The organism is Blastococcus saxobsidens (assembly GCF_010682065.1).
In the GTDB taxonomy this organism is placed as follows: Bacteria; Actinomycetota; Actinomycetes; order Mycobacteriales; family Geodermatophilaceae; genus Blastococcus; species Blastococcus saxobsidens_B.
Genome location: NZ_JAAGWG010000006.1, coordinates 1 through 19,712, shown reverse-complemented (window position 1 = coordinate 19,712; position 19,712 = coordinate 1). Strand labels below are relative to the sequence as shown.

The window sequence follows — 19,712 nt, the reverse complement described above, 5'->3', positions numbered from 1 at the left end:
GACGGGACAACGCTACGGACGCCGTCCAGTGCCCGTAGCTCTCGTGACCGGCTGTGCCGGGGGGCCGTGGCCGACTAGCGTCGTGGGCGGCAGCACGAGAGCAGCGCGACAACGGCTCGCGGCGCCGTCCGCGCGTACCCGTTCCCGACGCGGGCGGAGCGCGGCCGCCGATGGGAGTCAGGATGGGCAAACCGGTTCTCCTCAGCGTCGACGACGACCCCGGGGTCTCCCGCGCCGTCGCGCGCGACCTCCGGCGGAAGTACGGCGAGGACTTCCGCGTGCTGCGCGCGTCGTCGGGACGCGAGGCGATGGAGGCGTTGCGGGAGCTGAAGCTGCGCGGCGACACCGTCGCGGTGCTCCTGGCCGACTACCGGATGCCGGAGATGAACGGCATCGAGTTCCTCGAGCAGGCCATGGACCTGTTCCCGCGGGCCCGGCGGGCACTCCTGACCGCCTACGCCGACACCGACGCCGCCATCCAGGCGATCAACCTGGTCGACGTCGACTCCTACCTGCTCAAGCCCTGGGACCCGCCCGAGGAGAAGCTCTACCCGGTCCTCGACCAGATGATCCAGACCTGGCGGGACAGCCCCGATGCGGTGGTGGCGGACGTCCGACTGGTCGGGCACCGGTGGTCGGCGCCGTCGTTCCGCGCCCGGGACCTGCTCGCCCGCAACGCCGTGCCCTACCGCTGGTACAGCGTGGACGAGCCTGAGGGCCAGCGCCTGCTGGAGGCCGCCGGCGCCGGCCCGGACGACGTCCCGGTGATCGTCACCCCGGAGGGCGTCGTGCTGAAGGCGCCCACCGAGAGCGAGCTCGCCGCCGTCGTCGGGCTGAGCACCGCGCCCGAGGCGGACTTCTACGACCTGGTGGTCGTGGGCGGTGGGCCGGCCGGGCTCGGTGCCGCCGTCTACGGCGCGTCGGAGGGGCTGCGGACCGTGCTGGTCGAGCGCGAGGCGACCGGCGGGCAGGCCGGTCAGAGCAGCCGGATCGAGAACTACCTCGGCTTCCCCAACGGTGTCTCGGGTGGCGCCAGGCGCGCAAGTTCGGCGCCGAGCTGCTGCTGACCCGTGACTGCGTCGCGCTGGAGGCCCACGGGCCCAAGCGGGTCGTGCGGTTCGACGACGGCAGCACCATCGCAGCCCACGCCGTCGTCCTGGCCACCGGCGTGTCGTACCGGAGCCTCGGCGTGCCCGGCGCCGACGCCCTCACCGGCAAGGGCGTGTACTACGGCTCGGCCATGACCGAGGCGGCGGCCTGCGCGGGCACGGAGGTGTTCATCGTCGGGGGCGCGAACTCGGCGGGGCAGGCGGCGGTGTTCTTCGCCCGCTACGCGAGCTCGGTCCACCTGCTCGTGCGCGGGCCGGCGCTGGAGGCGTCGATGTCGCACTACCTGATCGAGCAGCTGGCCGCGATCGAGAACGTCCACGTGCACACCTGCACCACCGTCGCCGAGGCGCACGGCGAGGACCACCTCGAGCAGGTGACGCTGCAGGACGCCCGGACCGGCGAGCGGACCACCTACGACGCCGGCCACCTCTTCGTGTTCATCGGCGGTGAGCCCCGCACGCACTGGCTGGACGGGGTGGTCGTCCGGGACCGGCGGGGGTTCATCCCCACCGGGCCCGGGCTGGTCGACGACGGTCGGCGTCCGCCCGGGTGGGCGCTGGACCGGGACCCCTGGTACCTGGAGTCCAGCGTGCCGGGCGTCTTCGTCGCCGGCGACGTGCGCGCGGAGTCGGTGAAGCGGGTCGCCTCGGCGGTCGGTGAGGGCGCGATGGCGGTCACCCTGGTGCACCGCTACCTGGGGGAGCGGTGACCGCGCAGGGGCAGCAGGCATCGCCGCGCCGGTTGCCGGCCGGCGAGCTGCGCGGGCTCTTCCTCTTCGAGGACCTCGACGACGAGCAGCTGGCGTGGGTGGCCGGCAACGGCGACGTCGTCGACTGCCCGGCCGGCACCGACGTGTCGGTCGAGGGCGAGCCCGCCGACTGCTTCTTCGTCCTGCTCGAGGGGACGATGACGATGCTCCGCCTCGTGGGCGGCGGCGAGGTGGAGATGGTCCGGACGTCGCACCGCGGCGTCTACTCCGGCGCGGTGCAGTTCTACTTCGGCGACCGGTTGGAGCAGCGCTACCCTGCGACGGTCCGGGCGGTCACCGACTGCCGGTTCCTGGCCCTGCCGGCCGGGCCGTTCGCCGAGGTGTTCCGGCAGTGGTACCCGATGGCCGTTCACCTGCTCGAGGGCATGTTCGTCGGGCAGCGGAACTCCGCCGAGCTGGTCGGGCAGCGGGAGCGGCTGCTGGCCCTGGGCAAGCTGAGCGCAGGGCTGACCCACGAGCTCAACAACCCGGCGGCCGCGGCGGCCCGCGCGACCGAGGCGCTGCGCGACCGGTTCGCGGGCATGCGGCACAAGCTGGCGCTGCTGTCCGAGGGCACGATCGACGGCGAGGTGCTGCGGTCGCTGACCGGGCTGCAGGAGGAGTTCGTCGCCCGCATCAGCGGTTCCCAGGAGCTCTCCACGCTGGAGCGCTCGGACCTGGAGGACCGGCTGGGGGAGTGGCTGGACGGGCACGGGGTGACCCGGCCCTGGGAGCTGGCCGGGGTGTTCGTCGCCGCCGGGCTCGTGCCCGAGGACCTCGACCGCGTGACGGATGCCGTCGCGCCGTCCTTCCTCGAACCCGCCCTGCGCTGGCTGGCCTACACCGTCGAGACCGAGACGCTGCTGGTGGAGATCGCCGACAGCACCCGCCGCATCTCCGCCCTGGTGGACGCGGCCAAGCAGTACTCGCAGATGGACCGCACGCCGCACCAGCCCACCGACCTGCACGCGGGTCTGGACGCGACGCTGGTGATGCTGGGCGGGAAGATCCCGCCCGGCGTGACGGTGGTCAAGGACTACGACCGGACCCTGCCGGAGGTACCCGCCTACGCAGGCGAGCTCAACCAGGTCTGGACCAACCTCGTCGTCAACGCCCTCGACGCCATGGCCGGCGAGGGCACCCTGACCGTCCGGACGGCCCGCGACGGCGAGCACGCGCTGGTCGAGATCGCCGACACGGGGCCCGGCATCCCGGCCGAGCTGCGGTCGCGGGTGTTCGAGCCCTTCTTCACGACCAAGCCCGTGGGGCAGGGGACCGGCCTGGGTCTCGACGTGTCGTGGCGGGTCGTGGTCAAGCGGCACGGCGGGGACCTGCGGGTGACGTCGTCGCCGGGGGACACCCGTTTCCGGGTGCTGCTCCCGCTGTCGGAACCGGCCACCTGACTCCGGGGCGGGGCGCTGGGACAGTGGGGGGCGTGTTCGACGTCGACTGGATGGGACTGCTCACCCGCGAGGTGCTGCGCGAGCGCGGCGCCGCCCTGATCGCGGAGAGCTGCGCCTGGGCCGTGGGGATGTCCGATGCGCAGCACCACGAACGGCGGGCCGGCCGGCTGGTGGCCACCGGGCTCACCGTGGGGGAGCGGGCCGCGCACGGCCGGCCGCTGGCCGGTGAGGAGGACGGCCGGCTGGAGCTGGGCGACGCCCGGCCGGGCAGCTTCCAGGACGCGCTGAACATGGTGGGCGCCGACGGACGCGTGCAGGCGGAGCGGTTCGACGACGAGGTGCTGGTGCCATTCGTGACCGAGACCTGCCGGGTGGCGGCCGAGCGGGCCCGGGTCACGCGCCCGGCCGACTGGGCGGAGCTCGCGCACGACGTCGGCGAGGACCCCGGCAACCTGCTGGACGTGGTGCGGGCCGGCGGCTGGGAGGCGCCGCTGCGCATCGACGCCGAGCACCTGGTGCTGGCCGCGCTGGGCGCCGTCCCGCTGATCGAGGTGGAGGCCGAGGGCCTGCCGCTCTCGCTCGTGCGGGCCGCCGAGGCGACCACCCGCGCGGCCGCGGTCCCCGAGACCGCGCCGGTACCGGACGACAGCCTGGCCGGAGCGCTGTTCCTCGCCCGCACGGCCCTGGAGGAGTCGGGCTGCACCGTGCCCGTGGGCCCGGAGGAGGCCGATCTGCTGCTGGCCGCGCTCGGGGACAACGGGCTGGAGCCGGACGAGGTGACCGCGGTGCTGCCGCACCTGCCGGTCGAGGAGGCCACGATCACCCGGATCGCGGCGACCCTCGACCGGTTCTGATCGTCAGGACGAGGTCGGCCGGCCGGGTCAGACCTCCTCGAGCTCGAAGGTCCGAGTCGGGCTGACGAACTCCTCCTGCGCGCTGACCAGCAGGATCTCCCGCGAGCCCGCCGCCTCGGTGCGGGCCAGCAGCCCGAACACCGACGCCGAGGCGCGGGCCAGCGCGTCGGCGGCCGAGCGGGTCTCCAGCCAGTGGGCGAGGAACAGTGCCGCGATCGCGTCGCCGGCGCCGTTGACCGACACGCCCAGCCGCGGGGTGCGCACCCGGTAGTGCCGGCCGCCCTCCGACGCCAGCAGGTCGACCGCCTCGTCCGGGGTGTCCTCGGCGACCAGCGAGGTGGTGAGCACCACCCGCGGGCCCAGGGCCTGCACCGCCCCGACGGCGTCCTTGACCGACGCGAGCGACCGGGTCGCCGCACCGGAGAGCAGGTCGAGCTCGTAGTGGTTGGGCGTCACGAGATCGGCCGCGGGCACGGCGACCTCGCGCATGAACTCCTCGATCCCCGGGCGCACGAACACGCCGCGGCCGACGTCGCCGATCACCGGGTCGCAGCAGTACACGGCCCGTGGGTTGGCCTCGCGCACCCGCGTGACGGCGCCGACGACGGCGTGCCCGATGTCGGCCGAGCCGAGGTAGCCCGACAGGACGGCGTCGCACCGGCCGAGCACGCCCCGGTCGGCGACGCCCTGCACCAGCTCGTCGATGGACTGGCCGTCGTAGACCCGGCCGGTCCACTCGCCGTAGCCGGTGTGGTTGGAGAACTGGACGGTGTGCACCGGCCACACCTCGATGCCCAGGCGCTGCAGCGGGAACACCGCCGAGCTGTTGCCCACGTGGCCGAAGGTGACGTGCGACTGGATGGAGAGGACAGCGGTCACGCCGGAACCCTGGCACACGCCCCCTGCAGGGCCCCGCTGCGAGCCTGCGAGCGGTGGGGGGCAGGGGGTGTTTTCTCAGCCGGCGGCGGAGCCCTGGGTGCGGGCCGGCAGCTCCCGGTAGGGGCGGGACTGCCACAGCGCCCACTCGGCGCTGATGTCGCCGGCGGTCCGCAGCAGCTGGGGGAGGTGGTCCCGGAGCAGCTGCTCGGTGCTGGTCTCGGCGGCGTGCACGGTCACGTTCATGGCGGCGCGGACCGCCCCGGTCCCGTCCCGGACGGGGACGGCGACCGAGCGGACGCCGGGGGCCAGCTCCTCGTCGGCCAGCGCCCAGCCGCGCGCCCGCACCTCGGTGAGCTCGTCGCACAACTGGGCCGGCGTGCGGCGGATCGGCTCGGGCAGACCCGACCGGGTGCGCTCGGCGAGGGTGGCGGCCAGGTCGTCGGCCTCGAGGGCGGCGAGCAGCACCTTCCCCTGCGAGGTCTGTGCCGCCGGGAACCGGGTGCCGATGTCCACCCGCAGCGCGATCAGCTTGGGCACGGCCACCCGGGCGACGTAGACGATGTCGGAGCCGTCCAGCTGCGCCATGGACGACGACTCGCCGGTGCGGCCGACGAGCTCGGCCATGTGCGGGCGGGCGATGTCCCACAGCCCCAGGGAGCCGACGTAGGCCATGCCCAGGCCCAGCACCTTGGGGGTGAGGGAGAAGGCGCCGTCGGTCGACCGGACGTAGCCGAGCTCCTCGAGGGTCAGCAGCAGCCGGCGCGCGGTGGGCCGGGCCAGGCCGGCCGCCGTCGCCACCTCGGTGAGCGACATGGTCCGGTGGTCGGCGTCGAAGCAGGCCAGCACGTCGAGCCCCCGGGCGAGGGCCTCGACGAAGTCGGGCCCGGTGCCACGCCCCGCCATGTGGGTCCCTTCGATCGGTGGTCAGGTCCGGCCGGGACCGGCGATCCCGCACGCTCCCGCTGCTGGGAGTGTGCGAGACCGCCGGGCCCGACGCCCGAGGCGGTGCCCCGGAGGAGGGAGGCCGCGTCGGCCCCCGGGGTTCAGCGCTCGTTCCGGAGGTGGTCCTCGAAGACCTGCTCGCGGGCGGCGTGCGTGCCCTCGGACTTGTAGTCGGTGTACTGGTACGGGTTGTCCAGGACCTGGGCGTCGGGCAGGTCCGGGGACATGCCGCCGGCCCAGGCCTCCTCGCCCAGCTCGCTGCGCAGGTGCTCGACGGTGTCCTCGATCTCGCGGCGCACGCTCGCGAGGTCGGTGCCCACCAGCGCGTGCGCGTGCTTCACGACCCGGCCGTCGACGAGCACCGTGTGCACGTCGCCCCGCTGCGCCTGGAACGCCACGTGCCCGTAGGGGTTGAGCAGCGGGAAGGACACCGGGGAGGCGTCGTTCTTGATCAGCACGACGTCGGCCTTCTTGCCGGGCTCGAGGCTGCCCAGGTCCTCGCGGCCCAGCGCGGCCGCCCCGCCGCGGGTCGCCCAGCGGACGACGTCCTCCGAACGCAGCGCCAGGTGGGTGACGGTGTCGCCCTTGAGGTGGGCCTCGAAGTGCTCCCGGGAGCGGTCGGCGCCGAGCGTCGTGCGCATCGCGGAGAACAGGTCGCCGCTCCACCACACGCTGGTGTCCATGGACAGCGACACCGGGATGTCGTGCGAGCGCACCTGCCAGGTGGGCGGGTAGCCCTGGCCGGCGCTCTGCTCCGACTCGGTGGACACCGAGATCGAGCCGCCCGTGGCGGCGATCCGGTGGTAGGAGTCGGGGCTGAGGCTGGCCGCGTGCACGTACACCGTCTCCGGCGTCATGAAGCCGTGCTCGTGCATGAGCCGGATGCCGTCGTCGTTGGTGGCGCCCCAGACGCCGGCGTGCGTGGTCACCGACAGCCCGAGCTCGCGGGCGACCTCGAAGGCCGCCTTCTCCGGGAAGGCCGGGTCGCCGGTGACGTCGAAGGCCAGCTGCAGCCCCAGCGAGTCGTCGGCGGCGTCGCGGTGCCGCTCGAGGAACGAGCGGACGGCCGGGTCGGCGGTCCACTCCCACGGCGCGGCCTGGATGTTGCCGTAGGCCAGCACGAAGCGGCCGGGCACCGAGCGCAGCGCCTCGACGGCGGCCTCGGCGTGGTCGACCGACTGCAGCCCGTGCGACCAGTCGACGGTGGTGGTGACACCGGCCTCGATCGCCTCCAGGGCGGAGAGCCGGTTGCCCGCGGCGACGTCCTGGGGGCGGAACTTCCGGCCGTGCTCGAGGTAGTACCAGACGAAGTACTGGGTGAGCGTCCAGTCCGCGCCGTACCCGCGCATGGCCGTCTGCCACATGTGCCGGTGGGTGTCGATCATGCCGGGCATGACGATCCCGCCGCGGGCGTCGATCTCCTGGGTGCCCTCGGGGACGTCCAGCGCCTGCCCGACGGCGGCGATGCGGTCGTCGACCACCAGGACGTCGGCATCGGTCAGCACCGTCGCGGCGTCGTCCATGGTCAGGACCGTCCCGCCGCGCAGGACCACCGGGCGGCCGGCCACCGGGGTGGGCTCGGAGTGGGTCATTCGTCTCCTCCTCGTCGTCGTCGGCTGCGCGGACCACCGTCCGCACAGCGGACGACGGAAGCGACGCAGGTCACCTTCCGCCGTCGGGAGCGCGCTGTCAACAAGAACGGAGTCGGCCGGATCAATCTGCTCCGCCGCGGTTGACAGCCTCGAGAACGCGCCCGAGACTCGCAGGCAGATCGGCGGACGGCTGTCCGCGAACCGATGCCGAGGAGTGGTCGACCACCGATGAGCGAACCCGGAGCACTGCCACCGCCGTCGGAGGGCGCACGCCCCGGCCCGCTGTCCGGGCTGCTCGTGGCCGACTTCTCCCGGATCCTCGCAGGTCCCTACGCCACGATGCTGCTCGCCGACCTCGGGGCCGAGGTGGTCAAGGTCGAGGGACCCGGGGGCGACGACACCCGGACGTGGCAGCCGCCGGTCCGTGAGGGCGTCTCCACCTACTACCTGGGTGTGAACCGCAACAAGCGGTCGGTCGCCCTCGACCTCAAGGACGCCGACGACCTCGCCGCCGCCCGGGAGCTCGCCCGGCGGGCCGACGTCGTCGTGGAGAACTTCAAGCCCGGCGGCCTCGGCCGCTTCGGGCTGGACTACGACAGCGTGGCGGCCACCAACCCCGGCGTCGTGTACGCCTCCATCAGCGGGTTCGGCAGCGGGCCGGGCGGCCGGGCCCTGCCCGGCTACGACCTGATCGTCCAGGCCATCTCCGGGCTGATGAGCGTGACCGGCGACCCCGACGGCGAGCCGTACCGGGCCGGGGTGGCCGTCTTCGACGTCATGGCCGGGCTGCACGCCACCATCGGCGTCCTCTCCGCGCTGAACCTCCGGCACGAGACGGGCAGGGGCCAGCACGTCGAGGTCAACCTGCTGTCCTCGGCGCTGTCCGGCCTGGTGAACCAGACCAGCGCCTTCGTGGCCGGCGGGGTGGTGCCCTTCCGCATGGGCAACAGCCACCCCAGCCTGTTCCCCTACGAGCCGCTGCCGTGCTCGGACGGGGACCTGATCATCACCGCCGGCAACGACGGCCAGTTCCGCAAGCTGTGCGAGGTGCTGGGGCTCCCCGACCTGGTCGAGGACCCGCGGTTCCGCCGCAACGAGGACCGCACGGCCAACCGGGAGGCCCTGCGTCCGCTGCTGGTCGAACGGCTGGCCACCCGCACGAAGATGGAGTGGTTCCGCGAGATCATCGGCGCCGGGGTGCCCTGCGGGCCGATCAACACCATCGACCAGGGCGTGGCCTTCGCCGAGGAGATCGGCCTGGACCCGGTGGTGCGCGTGGGAGAGGGGGACGCCGCCGTCCCGTCCGTGCGCAACCCCATCCGGTTCTCCGACACCGCCGCGGCCTACCGGCTGCCGCCGCCCACGGTGGACGAGCACGGCGAGGAGATCCGCCGGTGGCTGGCGGAGCCCGCGGGGGAGGAGCAGCCGTGACCGCCGACCGGCCGGTCTACCCGACGGCGCTGGGCGCCTCGAGCCTGGAGAGGATCACGCTGCTGGGCTCGGACCTGGCGGAGGACGTGATGGGCTCGGTCGGCTTCGGGGAGCTGGCGTTCTGGCTGGCCACCCAGCGCCGCCCGAGCCCGGGGGAGACCCGGGTGTTCGAGGCGGTGCTGGCCGCGCTCGCCGACCACGGCTTCACGCCCACCGCCATCGTCACCCGGCTCACCTACCTGTCCGCCCCGGACTCCATCCAGGGCGCGCTGGCCGCCGGCCTGCTCGGCGGGGGCTCGCGGTTCCTCGGGGTGACCGAGGACTGCGGCCGGTTCCTGCACGACGTGCTCGCCGGGGTGGAGGACGCGCTGCCCACCGACGACGCCGGTTGGGACGCCCTCGCGCTCGAGACGGTCACCGCACAGCGCGCGGCCGGCCGGTTCGTGCCCGGCCTCGGCCACCACGTGCACAAGCAGGGCGACCCGCGCACGCCGCGGCTGTTCCGGATCGCGACCGAGGAGGGGCTCTACGGCCCGCACCTCTCGCTGTTCGCCGCGATCGGCCGGGTGCACCCCCAGGTGCTGGGCAAGCAGCTGCCCCTCAACGGCGCCGGCGTCTGCGGTGCCGCACTGGCCGACCTCGGCCTGCCGATGGAGCTGCTGCGCGGCTTCGCGCTGCTGGCCCGCACCGCCGGGCTGATCGGTCAGCTCGCCGAGGAGCTCCGGCACCCGGTGGCCAACGACGTCTTCCTGTCGGTGGACCTCAACAACCGTCCGGTCGCCCCGGACCCGTTCGTCCCCGCGCCGCTGCCCGGCAGCGGCGACGGCGGCCAGGCCTGAGGGCGCCGGCATGCGCGCCGTCGTCCTGCGCACACCGGCGGAGACCCCGGTCGTCGCCGAGCACCCCGCCCCGGCAGCCGTCCCGGGGCGCAGCGTCGTCCGCGTGACCGCCGCGCCGATCGTCCCGCTGGACCTGCTCTGCGCCTCGGGCACCTCCTACTTCGGCCGGCCGCAGGTGCCCTACGTCCCCGGCGTGCAGGGTGTCGGCGTGGTGGAGAGCTCCGCGCACCTCGACGCCGGCACACGGGTGTTCTTCGCGACCTCCGCCGGGATGGCTCCGGGCGACGGCAGCCTCGGCGAGCTCTGCTCGGTCGCCGACGACGACCTGGTCCCGGTGACCGCCGAGGTGCCCGACGCCGCGCTGGCCGCGCTGGGCCTCTCCGGCGTCGCCGCCTGGATGTGCCTGACCTGGCGCGGGGATCTCCGGCCCGGCGAGCACGTGCTGGTGCTCGGCGCCGGTGGCGCGGTGGGCCAGGCCGCCGTCGGCGCGGCCCGGCTGCTCGGCGCCGGACGGGTGGTGGCGGTGGCGCGGTCGGAGCGGTCCCGGGAGCGGGCCCGCGCGGCGGGGGCCGACGTGGTGCTCGCGCCGGACGACGACGTCGACGCCTTCACCGCGGGCCTCGCCGAGGCCTGCGCCGGGCGGCTGGACCTGGTCGTGGACCCGGTGTTCGGCACGGCCGCGACCGCCGCCTCCCGCGTCCTCTCACCCGGCGGCCGGCTGGTCAACCTCGGTGGCGCCTCCGGTGACGTCGCCGAGTTCTCCTCCGCGGTCCTCCGGGCGAAGAGCGCCGCGGTGCTGGGCTACACGAACAACGCGCTCACGGTGGAGCAGCGCCGGGCCGCGGTCACCGCCGTCGCGGCGCACGCGGCGGCCGGAGCGCTCGCGGTCGCCCACGAGCAGGTCCCGCTCGCCGACGCCCCCGAGGCGTGGCGGCGGCAGGCCACCGGCGACCCCGGCGTGCGCCTGGTGCTCACGCCCTAGGAACGACACCTCCGCGGCAGTCGCGGAGGAGGCAGCGCGACCGGCCCCCGGCGCGCGGACGGCAGGAGGAACTCCCGTGCAGCCGGTCACCGAGGACAACATCACCGAACTCGCCGTGCAGCGGTGGGCCACCGCCGGCGACCCGCGGCTGGCCGAGCTCATGACCGCGCTCGTGCGGCACCTGCACGACTTCGCCCGCGAGGTGCGGCTGACCGAGGCCGAGTGGATGGCCGCCGTGCAGTGGCTGACCGCGACCGGGCAGATCAGCACCGACAAGCGGGAGGAGTTCATCCTCGCCTCCGACGTCCTGGGTCTGTCGATGCTCGTCGTCCAGATGAACCACCGGCTGGACCCGCGGGCCACCCCCGCCACCGTGCTGGGGCCCTTCCACATCGAGGGCTCGCCGGAGCTCGGGTACGCCGAGGACATGTCCGACGGGCTCGAGGGGGTGCCGCTCTACCTGCACGGGACGCTCCGCGACCTGGAGGGCAACCCGGTGCCGAACGCGGTGCTCGACGTCTGGCAGGCCGACACCGAGGGCGCCTACGAGTCGCAGATCCCCGACATCGACGAGGCGCGGCTGCGGGCGAAGTACACGACCCGCGAGGACGGCAGCTACTGCGTCCGCACCATCGCGCCCCTGGGATACGCCATCCCGATGGACGGGCCGGTGGGGAACCTGATCAGCCGGACCGAGATCAGCTACTTCCGCCCCGCGCACATCCACTTCCTCATCAACGTGCCCGGTTTCGAGCCGCTGATCACCCACCTGTTCCAGGAGGGCTCGGACTACCTGGACAGCGACGTCGTCTTCGGCACCAAGCAGGAGCTGGTCACCGCCTTCGAGGAGCGCGAGCCCGGCCCGACGCCGGACGGCGGCACCATCGAGGTGCCGTGGCTGGAGTCGACCTACGACTTCGTGCTGCAGCGCCAGGGCTGAGCCCGCGGACCCGCGCCCCCGACCCGCCCGGGGCGCGGGCGTCCGCCGCGACGGTCTCCGGTTGAGCGCCGGTCTCCCGGGTCACCTACCCGGGGGTCCGTTCACGCCGGGCGGCCGAGAGGCCGCCGGCCTCAGCCAGGGAGGCCCCATGGCCGCACGCGAACCGCAGGAGATGGCCCAGGTCGCGGCCGCGACCGGTGCCAAGAAGGTGCACCGCACCTGGGACCGGGTGCTGGTCAGCGCCTTCCTCGCCGGTGCCTACATCGGCTTCGGGGCGCTGGTGGCCATCACCATCTCCTCGGGCCTGGACCCGGCCACCTGGGGCACGTTGCCCACGCTGTTCACCGGCGCCGCGTTCACCCTCGGGCTGGTGCTCGTGCTGATCGCCGGCTCCGACCTGGCCACGGGCAACATGCTGCTGGTCCCGCTGGGGGCCATGAAGGGCAAGCTGGGCATCGGCGACGTCGCCCGGAACCTCTCCCTGGTGCTGCTCGGCAACCTGGCGGGCGCCCTCTTCGTGGCCTTCTTCCTCGCCGTCCAGACCGGTGTCATCGGCGACGCCGACGCGTCCGGCAGCGCCGCGCTGACCCACGACCGGCTGGCCGGCATCGCCGAGGGCAAGGCGCTGGGCGAGACGCCCTGGCAGACCTTCCTGCGGGCGGTCGGCTGCAACTGGCTGGTCTGCCTGGCCGTCTGGATGTCGCTCGCGGCGACCACGGTGTCGGGCAAGATCCTGGCGATCTTCTTCCCGATCATGGCGTTCGTGGCGATGGGCTTCGACCACGTGGTGGCCAACATGTTCTTCCTGCCGGCTGCGATCTTCGCGGGCGTCCCGGACATCGGCTGGGGCGACGTCGGGCTCAACTGGCTGCTGGCCGGGGTGGGGAACCTGGTGGGTGCCGTCGTCTTCGTGGCGACGTCCTACTGGTACCTCTTCCTCCGGGAGGCGCCCGCCCCGTCGGAGGCCGAGGCGACCGCGGAGCCGGCCGAGCGGGCCTGAGGTGGGGCTTCAGCGGCCGGCTGCCCGCACGGGCAGCCGGCCCTCCTCGTGGTCGAGCTCCCGGGTGAGCGCACGCAGCCCCTCGTCCGGCAGCCGGCCCGCGTCCCGCCAGCGCAGCAGCTCCTGCCGCTGCGCGTCCAGTGCGGCCCGCCGGAAGCGCAGCGCCGCCTCGTACTGCGGCGCGAGCGGCACCTCGCCGGGCTCGGCGGCCGACAGCAGGTCCATCCGCTTCCGGTAGCCCTCCAGCCGCCCGCGCAGCTGGGACCGCAGGACGTCGAGCGCCTCGCCGCCGACGTCGTCGGGCTCGTCGACGGCGAGCTCGTCCAGCCGCCGCAGAGCGGCCTCCGCCGACGCGATCCGGGCCTCGTTGCGCAGCCGGGCCTGGTCGGCGCGGTCGGCGCGCAACCCGAGGGCGCGCACCAGGGGGGCGAAGGTGACGCCCTGGCCGACCAGGGTCACCAGCACGGCGAGGAACGCGCAGAACAACAGCAGCGCGCGGTCGGGGAACGGTTCGCCGTCGGCGGTGACGACGGGGAGGGTGAAGATCGCGGCGAGGCTGATCACCCCCCGGGTGCCCGCCCAGCTGAGGACGACGATCTCCCGGCCGCTGAGCCGCTCCGCCCGCCCCCGTGCCGGCTGCTCCCCACCGGCTCCGGACCCGCCCAGCCGGGTGTGCAGTGACTGCGGCAGGAACTCGGTGAGCAGCAGCCACAGCGGGCGGACCAGCAGCACGCCGCCGACCGTGACCAGCGCCGCAGTGACGATCGTGCCGGTGTCGTAGCCGTCCAGACCGGCGATCACCGCGGGCAGCTGCTGGCCGATGAGCAGGAAGACGAAGCCCTCCAGCAGGAAGCCGACCAACCGCCACACCGCGTTCGTCTGCAGTCGGCTGGCGCCGGAGGCCCATCCCGGGTTGTGGTGCCCGATGACCAGCCCGGCGACGACCACGGCCAGCACCCCGGACACGTGCAGGAACTCCCCGAGCAGGTAGGCGACGAACGGGGTCGCCAGGCTGACGGCGTTCGAGGTCAGCGGGTCGCGGCGCAGCCGGCGCAGCGGCCGCACGCCGAAGGCGACTGCCAGACCGGCGAGCACACCGCCGACCGCGGCCAGCAGGAACTGACCGACCGCGGCCGGGGTCGAGAACCCGTCGCCCTGGGCGGCGGTCACCGCCACGGTGAGGATGGTCAGAGCGGTGGCGTCGTTGAGCAGGCCCTCGCCCTGGATGAGGGTGATCAGCCGGGGTGGGAGGCCCACCTTGCGGCCGACCGCCAGCGCCGCGACGGGATCCGGCGGGGCTACGGCAGCGCCCAGCGCGATGCCGGCGGCCAGGGTGGCGCCGGTGACGAACAGCGCGAACCCGGTGCCGATGACCAGGGCGGTGACCAGCACCAGCAGCACCGAGAGGCTCACCACGGTGCGCAGGTTGCGGCGGATGGCGACGAGCGAGGACTCCAGCGCCGCGCTGTAGAGCAGCGGCGGCAGCACCAGCGTGAGGACCACCTCGGGGTCGAGCTCGATCTCGTCCGCCGGGAGCACCGCGTAGCCCAGCCCCACGAGGGTCAGCAGCGCGGCCGCCGGTATGCCCGAGCGGTCGGCGACGGCGTGCACGGCGACGATGACCGCCACCGACGCGAGGACGAGCAGCAGCACGGTCTCCACACCCACCCCCGCATCGTTCCCGACCTGCCCGGCCCCTGCCGCCGGGCACGGTTCCCCCGCTCGTCACGGGATCGTCATCGGGCGCGGGTGCGGGCCCCTGCCCCCGGGGGTAGGCGTCCGGTGGCGAGAGCCCCCGCGCCGCGACCGCGGCCGGGACCACGTACCGGGAGGACCCCTCATGACGGTCGCCGCACAGATGCTGGACACCTATCCCAAGGACCTCGGCGGGGTGGACAGGCAGAAGCTGCTCGAGTGCATCGAGGCCTGCGTCGAGTGCGCGCAGGCGTGCACCGCCTGCGCCGATGCCTGCCTCGGCGAGGACATGGTCGCCGAGCTGACGAAGTGCATCCGCACCAACACCGACTGCGCGGACATCTGCGACACGACCGGTCGGGTCCTGTCCCGGCACACCGGCTACGACGCCAACCTGACGCGGGCGGTCCTGGAGGCCTGCGCCGCCGCGTGCAAGGCGTGCGGGGACGAGTGCGGCAGCCACGCGGAGATGCACGAGCACTGCCGCGTCTGCGCGGAGGCGTGCCGCCGCTGCGAGGCCGCCTGCCGGGACCTGATCAGCAGCCTGGGCTGAGCCCGGCGGCTCGCACCCCCGGCGGGGAGCGGAGGACGCCTCCGCTCAGTCCTGCCGGGGGCGGGGCGGGTGCAGCAGGGTCAGCCGTCCGCCGTCGTCGCGGATGCCGTCCGCGAGCGTGCGGAGGGCGCGCAGCCCGTCGTCGTCGACCTGCCGGACCTCTCTGAGGTCCACGACGACGCGGTCGTGGCCGCTGCGCCGCAGCACCTCCACCGTGCCGCGCACCATGTCCGCGGCGCGCCCGGTCAGGTGACCCTCGGCCCGGATCGAGCCGAGGCGGCCGTCGATGGTCTCGGTGAAGGAGTCGCCGTCCGGTGCCGGCCTGGGTACGGGGCTCGAGCTCACGCTTCCTCCTCGATGTCGTGCCCGTGCTGTCGCACGGCTGGGCCCCCGGCTCGTCGAGCCCCCGTCCGGGGTACCGGAGCCAGGGTGTCAGCGCACGCCGGTCGCCGGGAGGGACCGGCGCGGAACGTCACGGAGTCGTCGCATGGCGGCCACCCCGACGGTCCCCGTCGCTCATCCGGCGACGGCGGCCGTGCCGGGCTCGGGCAGCGGCAAAGCGGCCGGGCGGTGCGTGCGGAGGTACTCCGCCACGTGGTGGGTGACGGCGGTCAGCGGCACCGCGACCACCGCGCCGAGGATGCCGAACAGCAGCGTGCCGGACGTGACCGCCACCAGCGTGACGACCGGGTGCAGCTGCACCGCCCGCCGCATGATCAGCGGCTGCAGGAGGTTGCCCTCGATCTGCTGGACTACCAGCACCACGATCAGGATGGTGATCGCATCCGCAGCGCCGTTGGTGACCAGCGTGACCAGCACGGCAGCCGCTCCGCTGAGGACCGCGCCGAAGTAGGGCACGAACGCCCCGAAGAACGTGAGCAGCGTCAGCGAGAGCCACAGCGGCACGCCGACGATCAGCAGGCCCAGTCCGATCAGGGCGGCGTCGACCGCGGCGACGGCGACCACGCCGAGCACGTAGGCGCTCAGCGTGGACCAGGCGCGGTCACCGGCGCCGTCGATGCGCTCCCGCTGCCTGGCCGGGACCCGTTCCACGATCCAGGCCCACATGCCGGCGCCGTCCTTGAGCAGGAAGAAGACGATGAAGAGGACGAGCAGCAGGGCGCTCACCACGGTGACCGCCATCGTCGCACCGGACACCGGGTCGGGGACCGCCGCGAACAGCTGGGTGACGATCCGGTCGCGGATGCCCTCCACGCGCTCCGGGTCCAGCCCGAGCGGACCGTCGACCAGCCAGGCCCGGATCCGGTCGATGCCGACGGTGATGGCCGGCGCCAGGTCGGTGAGCCGTGAGCTGGTGCGGAACCAGACCAGCGTGCCGATCCCGGCGAGCAGGGCGAGGAGGGCCAGCACCGCACCGGCCGCGGCCAGCCCCGCCGGCGCGCCGATCCGCCGCAGCCGCCGGGTGAAGGGGGCGGCGAGCGCGGTCAGCAGCACCGCGGCCAGCAGCGAGCAGGTGACCAGGGCCAGCTGTGTCAGCAGCCCCAGCACCAGCCAGCCCACGGCCGCCACGCCCAGTGCGGCGGCGCAGACGATCGCCAGCCGTGCGGCGCCGGCCGGCCGGTAGCGCCCTGGGGGCGGCGCCGGCCGTGCGCTGGGCTCTCCCATGCGGGACCTCCGAGTCGGAACCGGCCGGTGATCGTCCACCGCCGGCTCCGGTGGTGCCCGCCGGCGGCCTCCGCACACGCCCGCGGCGGGCGACGCGGCCGGAAGTCAGCGAATCGTCATGGAGGGCGGCGCGGTGCGCAGGTCGCGCAGCAGCAGGTGCCGGCAACCCAGGAGCCAGACGGCTCCGAGCAGCACACCGGCCAGGACGTCGGTGGGGTGGTGCGCCGCCACGTAGATGCGCGACAGCGCCACGGCGGGCACCGCGAGCATCGGCAGCGCCAGCACCAGCCACCGCAAGCGGGACCGCCCCAGCCGCACGACGAGGACGGCGATCGCCCCGTGGAGCACCGTGGCGGCGGCGACGTGGCCGGAGGGCCAGCTGGCCGCGACGGGCAGGCCCTCGGTGAGGTCGGCGACCGCCGGGCGGGCCCGGTCCACGGTCTCGGCGATCAGGAAGTACAGGAGCACCTCGCCGGCCAGGGCGACGGCGACGAACACGGCGGGTCGCCACCGCCGGGTCACCGCCACTCCCAGGACGGCGGCGCTCACGCCTCCGGCGATGATCGTGCGCGTGTCGCCGAGGCCCCCGGCGAGCTCGGCGAGGGTGGTCCAGGTGGCCGTGCGGTGCTCGGAGAACCACCGGACGACGACGAGGTCGGCCCGGACCAGGGCGGAGTCGCCGAAGGCCGCGGTGAGGACCAGGCCCGCGGCGGCCAGCGCCGCCCACAGCAGCGCGGCGAGGGCGGCCAGCCGCAGCGCGATCCGGCCCCGCCCGGTGCGGGCCGGTTCCGGCCGCACGTCCAGGTGCGGCGCGGCGTCGGGCCCCAGCTCCAGCGGGTCGTGCGGGCCGCCGCGGGACACCGCGGCGGTCTCGTGCTGCCAGCCGCGGAATGCGGCGGTCATGGCGGCGAGCCACGCGGCTCCCAGGGCGTAGCCGGCCAGCACGTCGGAGACGAAGTGCACCCCCAGCGCGACCCGGGTGAAGCCCACGGCCAGCACCAGCAGCAGGGCGCCCCCGACCAGCCACGGGTGCCACCGGCGGCGCACGGCCGGCAGCGCGATGAGCACGAGGACCCCCCAGGTGTCCAGCGAGGTCATGGCGTGCCCGCTCGGGAAGCTGGCGTTGCTCGGCGTGTCGACCACCGGCTCGGCCACGAGCGGGCGGGCGCGATCGGCCAGGGCCTTGGTGAGCGGCACGAGGACCGCCAGACCGGCTCCCGTGGCGGCGACGAAGTACGCCAGCCGTCGCTGCCCGCGGATGGCCAGGACCAGGGTGGTGAGGGTCAGCACCCACACGGCCGTCCCGGTGCCTCCCGCGTCGGTGATCAGCCGGAGGGCGGAGACCACGGCCGGGGAGCCGGCCACCGCCGCGTTCAGGTCGGCCGCGACCTCTCCGTCGAGGTCGGCCAGCGGGCTCCAACGGCCCTGGACCAGCAGCCACAGGGCGAGGAAGGGCAGCGCTCCCACCACGACCGCCGCCAGCCCGAGCAGCGCGCGGGCGCCGAAGCGGCGGGCGCCGGGTCCGGCGTCCTGGGCGGAGGTGGGCCCGGCCAGGGCCTCTTCGGCCCGGTGGCCGCTCACCGGTCTGCGGGCGCCGACGCCTCGACGCGCCCAGCCGTCAGGTACGGCTTCCCGTCGAACCTCTCCAGGAGCCCGTCGTCCAGATCGGTTCCGGTCTCCTGCTCGACCGCGGCCAGGTCGAAGGAGAGGTGCACGGTCCCGGTCACGGCCACCGTGTGATCGGTCCGCACCTCGGTGTCCGCATCGGGCGCGACGACGAGCAGCGGCTGGATCGTGGTGTCGTCGGTGCCGGCGAGCGAGAAGGCCGCGGGACCGAGGACCCGGTTGACGTCGGCCGACAGCGCCACTGTCTTCCCGTCGTAGGACTGCACCTCCGCGGCGAAGCGCGTGGTGTACGGGCCGTCGTAGGCCTCGGTGCTCCCTTCCTGCTGGACGTCGCCGACCGACGCGTCGGCCCCCGCCCCGGTGCTGTCGTCCTGCCCGCAGCCGGCCAGGACGCCCGTCGACGCCAGGAGGAGGCCCGCTGCTGCCGGGCTGCGGAGGGAGCGCTCGGGAACGGCCATGGTGCTGTCCTCTCGACGGGTTCCGGCGGCCGGGAGCGAAGGCCGATCCGGGAGTGATGTCGGTCCGGTGCCCGTCACGGGGTCGGCGATGCCGCCTGGGGGCCGGATGCCATGACCTCGTCATCTTCGGGGCGTGCGGACGCCTCCTCCGCGCCACCGGACCGCGCCCGGGCGGAGGTCGCCCAGCGGTCGATCTGCTCGGCGACGAGCGCCGGGTCGACCAGCGGGAGCATGTGACCGGCGCCGGGCACCTCCACGAGTTCGGCGTCGGCGAGGGTGTCCATCAGCCGGTGCACCTCGTCCTCGGGCACCTCCGGGTCGGCCGTGCCGTGCAGGACCAGCGTCGGCACCCGGACGGCGGCGGCGTACCGGACGCCGTCGTGGCTGACGCTGGCCAGCGTGGTGCCGGCGAGGGCCCGGGGCGCGGTGGCGACGACGTCGTCCCGGACGCGGGCGACCAGGTCCGCGGGCTCGCCGGGCGCGAAGGCGATCCGCCGCACCATCCGGTCGGCCAGCGGGCGCAGCGGCGCCACGGAGCGGGCCCCGCGCGCCGCGGCGCGCAGCGTCCGCAGCCAGGCGGCGCGGAACGCCGTCCGCACCGGGCCGGGCAGGTAGCCGGCCGGGAGCCCGGGGGCCGTCACCCCGGAACCCCCGGAACCGGCGAGCACCACCGCGGCGATGCGCCGGTCGCCGGTGGCGGCCTGGGCGAGCAGGATCCCGCCGCCCAGGCTGTGCCCGACCACCACGGCCGTCCCCCCGTCGGGGACGGTGCTGCCGAGGACGGCGTCGAGATCGCGCCGGTGTGCCTCCAGGCGGTAGTCGTCCAGGGGCGACCGGTCGCTGCGGCCGTGCCCGCGGAGGTCGTAGGCGACCACGCGGTGGCGCTCCGCGAGCCGCTCGGGCACCGAGCCCCAGGACTCGACCGACAGCCCCAGGCCGTGCACCAGCACGATCGGGACGCCGTCGGGAGCCCCCCAGGTACGGACGTCGAGGCGCAGGTCGTCGAACGAGGTGGTGCCGGTCATGGAGCGCTC

General features: G+C 74.6%; 19 protein-coding genes. 10 read left to right on the top strand and 9 right to left on the bottom strand.

Annotated features, from left to right (window positions below; genetic code table 11):
* Positions 1–182 precede the first annotated feature (182 nt).
* From GCU60_RS20080 to GCU60_RS04240, 4 genes are read left to right on the top strand one after another with little or no spacing between them, the layout of a single operon-like run.
* Positions 183–1,067 carry a response regulator gene (locus GCU60_RS20080; RefSeq protein WP_239520431.1) on the top strand — a complete coding sequence of 295 codons (885 nt, stop codon included), beginning with the start codon at positions 183–185 and terminating at the stop codon, positions 1,065–1,067.
* Positions 1,058–1,819, top strand: coding sequence for an NAD(P)/FAD-dependent oxidoreductase (locus GCU60_RS20075; protein ID WP_345770407.1), 762 nt, complete (start codon positions 1,058–1,060; stop codon positions 1,817–1,819). Before GCU60_RS20080 ends, GCU60_RS20075 begins: the two co-directional genes overlap by 10 nt.
* Positions 1,816–3,261, top strand: coding sequence for an ATP-binding protein (locus GCU60_RS04245; RefSeq protein ID WP_345770385.1), 1,446 nt, complete (start codon positions 1,816–1,818; stop codon positions 3,259–3,261). The genes GCU60_RS20075 and GCU60_RS04245 overlap by 4 nt, the downstream gene beginning before the upstream one ends.
* 32 nt (positions 3,262–3,293) lie before the next feature.
* The gene (locus GCU60_RS04240) at positions 3,294–4,115 is read left to right on the top strand and encodes a hypothetical protein (RefSeq protein ID WP_163202566.1); all 822 of its coding nucleotides are present in this window, start codon (positions 3,294–3,296) and stop codon (positions 4,113–4,115) included.
* Between the two features lie 27 nt (positions 4,116–4,142).
* On the opposite strand, the gene pdxY is transcribed toward GCU60_RS04240, so the two are convergent.
* From pdxY to GCU60_RS04225, 3 genes are all read right to left on the bottom strand, one after another.
* Positions 4,143–4,994 (bottom strand): pyridoxal kinase PdxY, encoded by an 852-nt coding sequence (gene pdxY / locus GCU60_RS04235; protein ID WP_163202564.1) that lies wholly within the window; start codon positions 4,992–4,994, stop codon positions 4,143–4,145.
* Positions 4,995–5,069: 75 nt separating this feature from the next.
* Complete coding sequence (locus GCU60_RS04230) at positions 5,070–5,897, bottom strand: IclR family transcriptional regulator domain-containing protein (RefSeq protein WP_163202562.1); 828 nt, start codon at positions 5,895–5,897, stop codon at positions 5,070–5,072.
* 140 nt (positions 5,898–6,037) lie between these two features.
* On the bottom strand, positions 6,038–7,528 hold the full coding sequence (locus tag GCU60_RS04225) for an amidohydrolase family protein (RefSeq protein WP_163202560.1): 1,491 nt from the start codon (positions 7,526–7,528) through the stop codon (positions 6,038–6,040).
* 228 nt (positions 7,529–7,756) lie between these two features.
* Between GCU60_RS04225 and GCU60_RS04220 the strand changes: the two genes are divergently transcribed.
* The 5 genes from GCU60_RS04220 (at position 7,757) to GCU60_RS04200 (ending at position 12,720) form a co-directional block, all read left to right on the top strand.
* On the top strand, positions 7,757–8,959 hold the full coding sequence (locus tag GCU60_RS04220; protein ID WP_163202558.1) for a CaiB/BaiF CoA transferase family protein: 1,203 nt from the start codon (positions 7,757–7,759) through the stop codon (positions 8,957–8,959).
* On the top strand, positions 8,956–9,798 hold the full coding sequence (locus GCU60_RS04215) for a citryl-CoA lyase (RefSeq protein WP_163202556.1): 843 nt from the start codon (positions 8,956–8,958) through the stop codon (positions 9,796–9,798). Before GCU60_RS04220 ends, GCU60_RS04215 begins: the two co-directional genes overlap by 4 nt.
* A 10-nt stretch (positions 9,799–9,808) precedes the next feature.
* Complete coding sequence (locus GCU60_RS04210) at positions 9,809–10,780, top strand: zinc-binding dehydrogenase (protein WP_163202554.1); 972 nt, start codon at positions 9,809–9,811, stop codon at positions 10,778–10,780.
* Positions 10,781–10,856: 76 nt separating this feature from the next.
* Positions 10,857–11,720: a dioxygenase gene (locus GCU60_RS04205; protein ID WP_163202552.1), complete on the top strand. Its 864-nt coding sequence runs from the start codon at positions 10,857–10,859 to the stop codon at positions 11,718–11,720.
* Between the two features lie 148 nt (positions 11,721–11,868).
* Positions 11,869–12,720 (top strand): formate/nitrite transporter family protein, encoded by an 852-nt coding sequence (locus GCU60_RS04200; RefSeq protein ID WP_163202550.1) that lies wholly within the window; start codon positions 11,869–11,871, stop codon positions 12,718–12,720.
* A 9-nt stretch (positions 12,721–12,729) separates the two neighbouring features.
* Here GCU60_RS04200 and GCU60_RS04195 read toward each other — a convergent pair whose 3' ends face one another.
* Positions 12,730–14,388 carry a Na+/H+ antiporter gene (locus GCU60_RS04195; RefSeq protein WP_163202548.1) on the bottom strand — a complete coding sequence of 553 codons (1,659 nt, stop codon included), beginning with the start codon at positions 14,386–14,388 and terminating at the stop codon, positions 12,730–12,732.
* 172 nt (positions 14,389–14,560) lie between these two features.
* On the opposite strand from GCU60_RS04195, the gene GCU60_RS04190 reads away from it, so the two are divergent.
* Entirely contained in the window at positions 14,561–14,968 is a 408-nt protein-coding gene (locus GCU60_RS04190) for a four-helix bundle copper-binding protein (protein ID WP_163202546.1), read from the top strand.
* Between the two features lie 45 nt (positions 14,969–15,013).
* On the opposite strand, the gene GCU60_RS20070 is transcribed toward GCU60_RS04190, so the two are convergent.
* From GCU60_RS20070 to GCU60_RS04165, 5 genes are all read right to left on the bottom strand, one after another.
* Positions 15,014–15,313 (bottom strand): STAS domain-containing protein, encoded by a 300-nt coding sequence (locus GCU60_RS20070; RefSeq protein WP_163202544.1) that lies wholly within the window; start codon positions 15,311–15,313, stop codon positions 15,014–15,016.
* A gap of 171 nt (positions 15,314–15,484) precedes the next feature.
* The gene (locus GCU60_RS04180) at positions 15,485–16,594 is read right to left on the bottom strand and encodes an AI-2E family transporter (RefSeq protein WP_163202542.1); all 1,110 of its coding nucleotides are present in this window, start codon (positions 16,592–16,594) and stop codon (positions 15,485–15,487) included.
* A 105-nt stretch (positions 16,595–16,699) separates the two neighbouring features.
* On the bottom strand, positions 16,700–18,175 hold the full coding sequence (locus GCU60_RS04175) for a phosphatase PAP2 family protein (protein ID WP_163202540.1): 1,476 nt from the start codon (positions 18,173–18,175) through the stop codon (positions 16,700–16,702).
* Positions 18,172–18,678 carry a hypothetical protein gene (locus GCU60_RS04170; protein WP_163202538.1) on the bottom strand — a complete coding sequence of 169 codons (507 nt, stop codon included), beginning with the start codon at positions 18,676–18,678 and terminating at the stop codon, positions 18,172–18,174. Before GCU60_RS04170 ends, GCU60_RS04175 begins: the two co-directional genes overlap by 4 nt.
* Positions 18,679–18,752: 74 nt before the next feature.
* Positions 18,753–19,712, bottom strand: a 960-nt coding sequence (locus tag GCU60_RS04165) for an alpha/beta fold hydrolase (RefSeq protein ID WP_163202536.1), incomplete at its 5' end; no start/stop codon positions are given.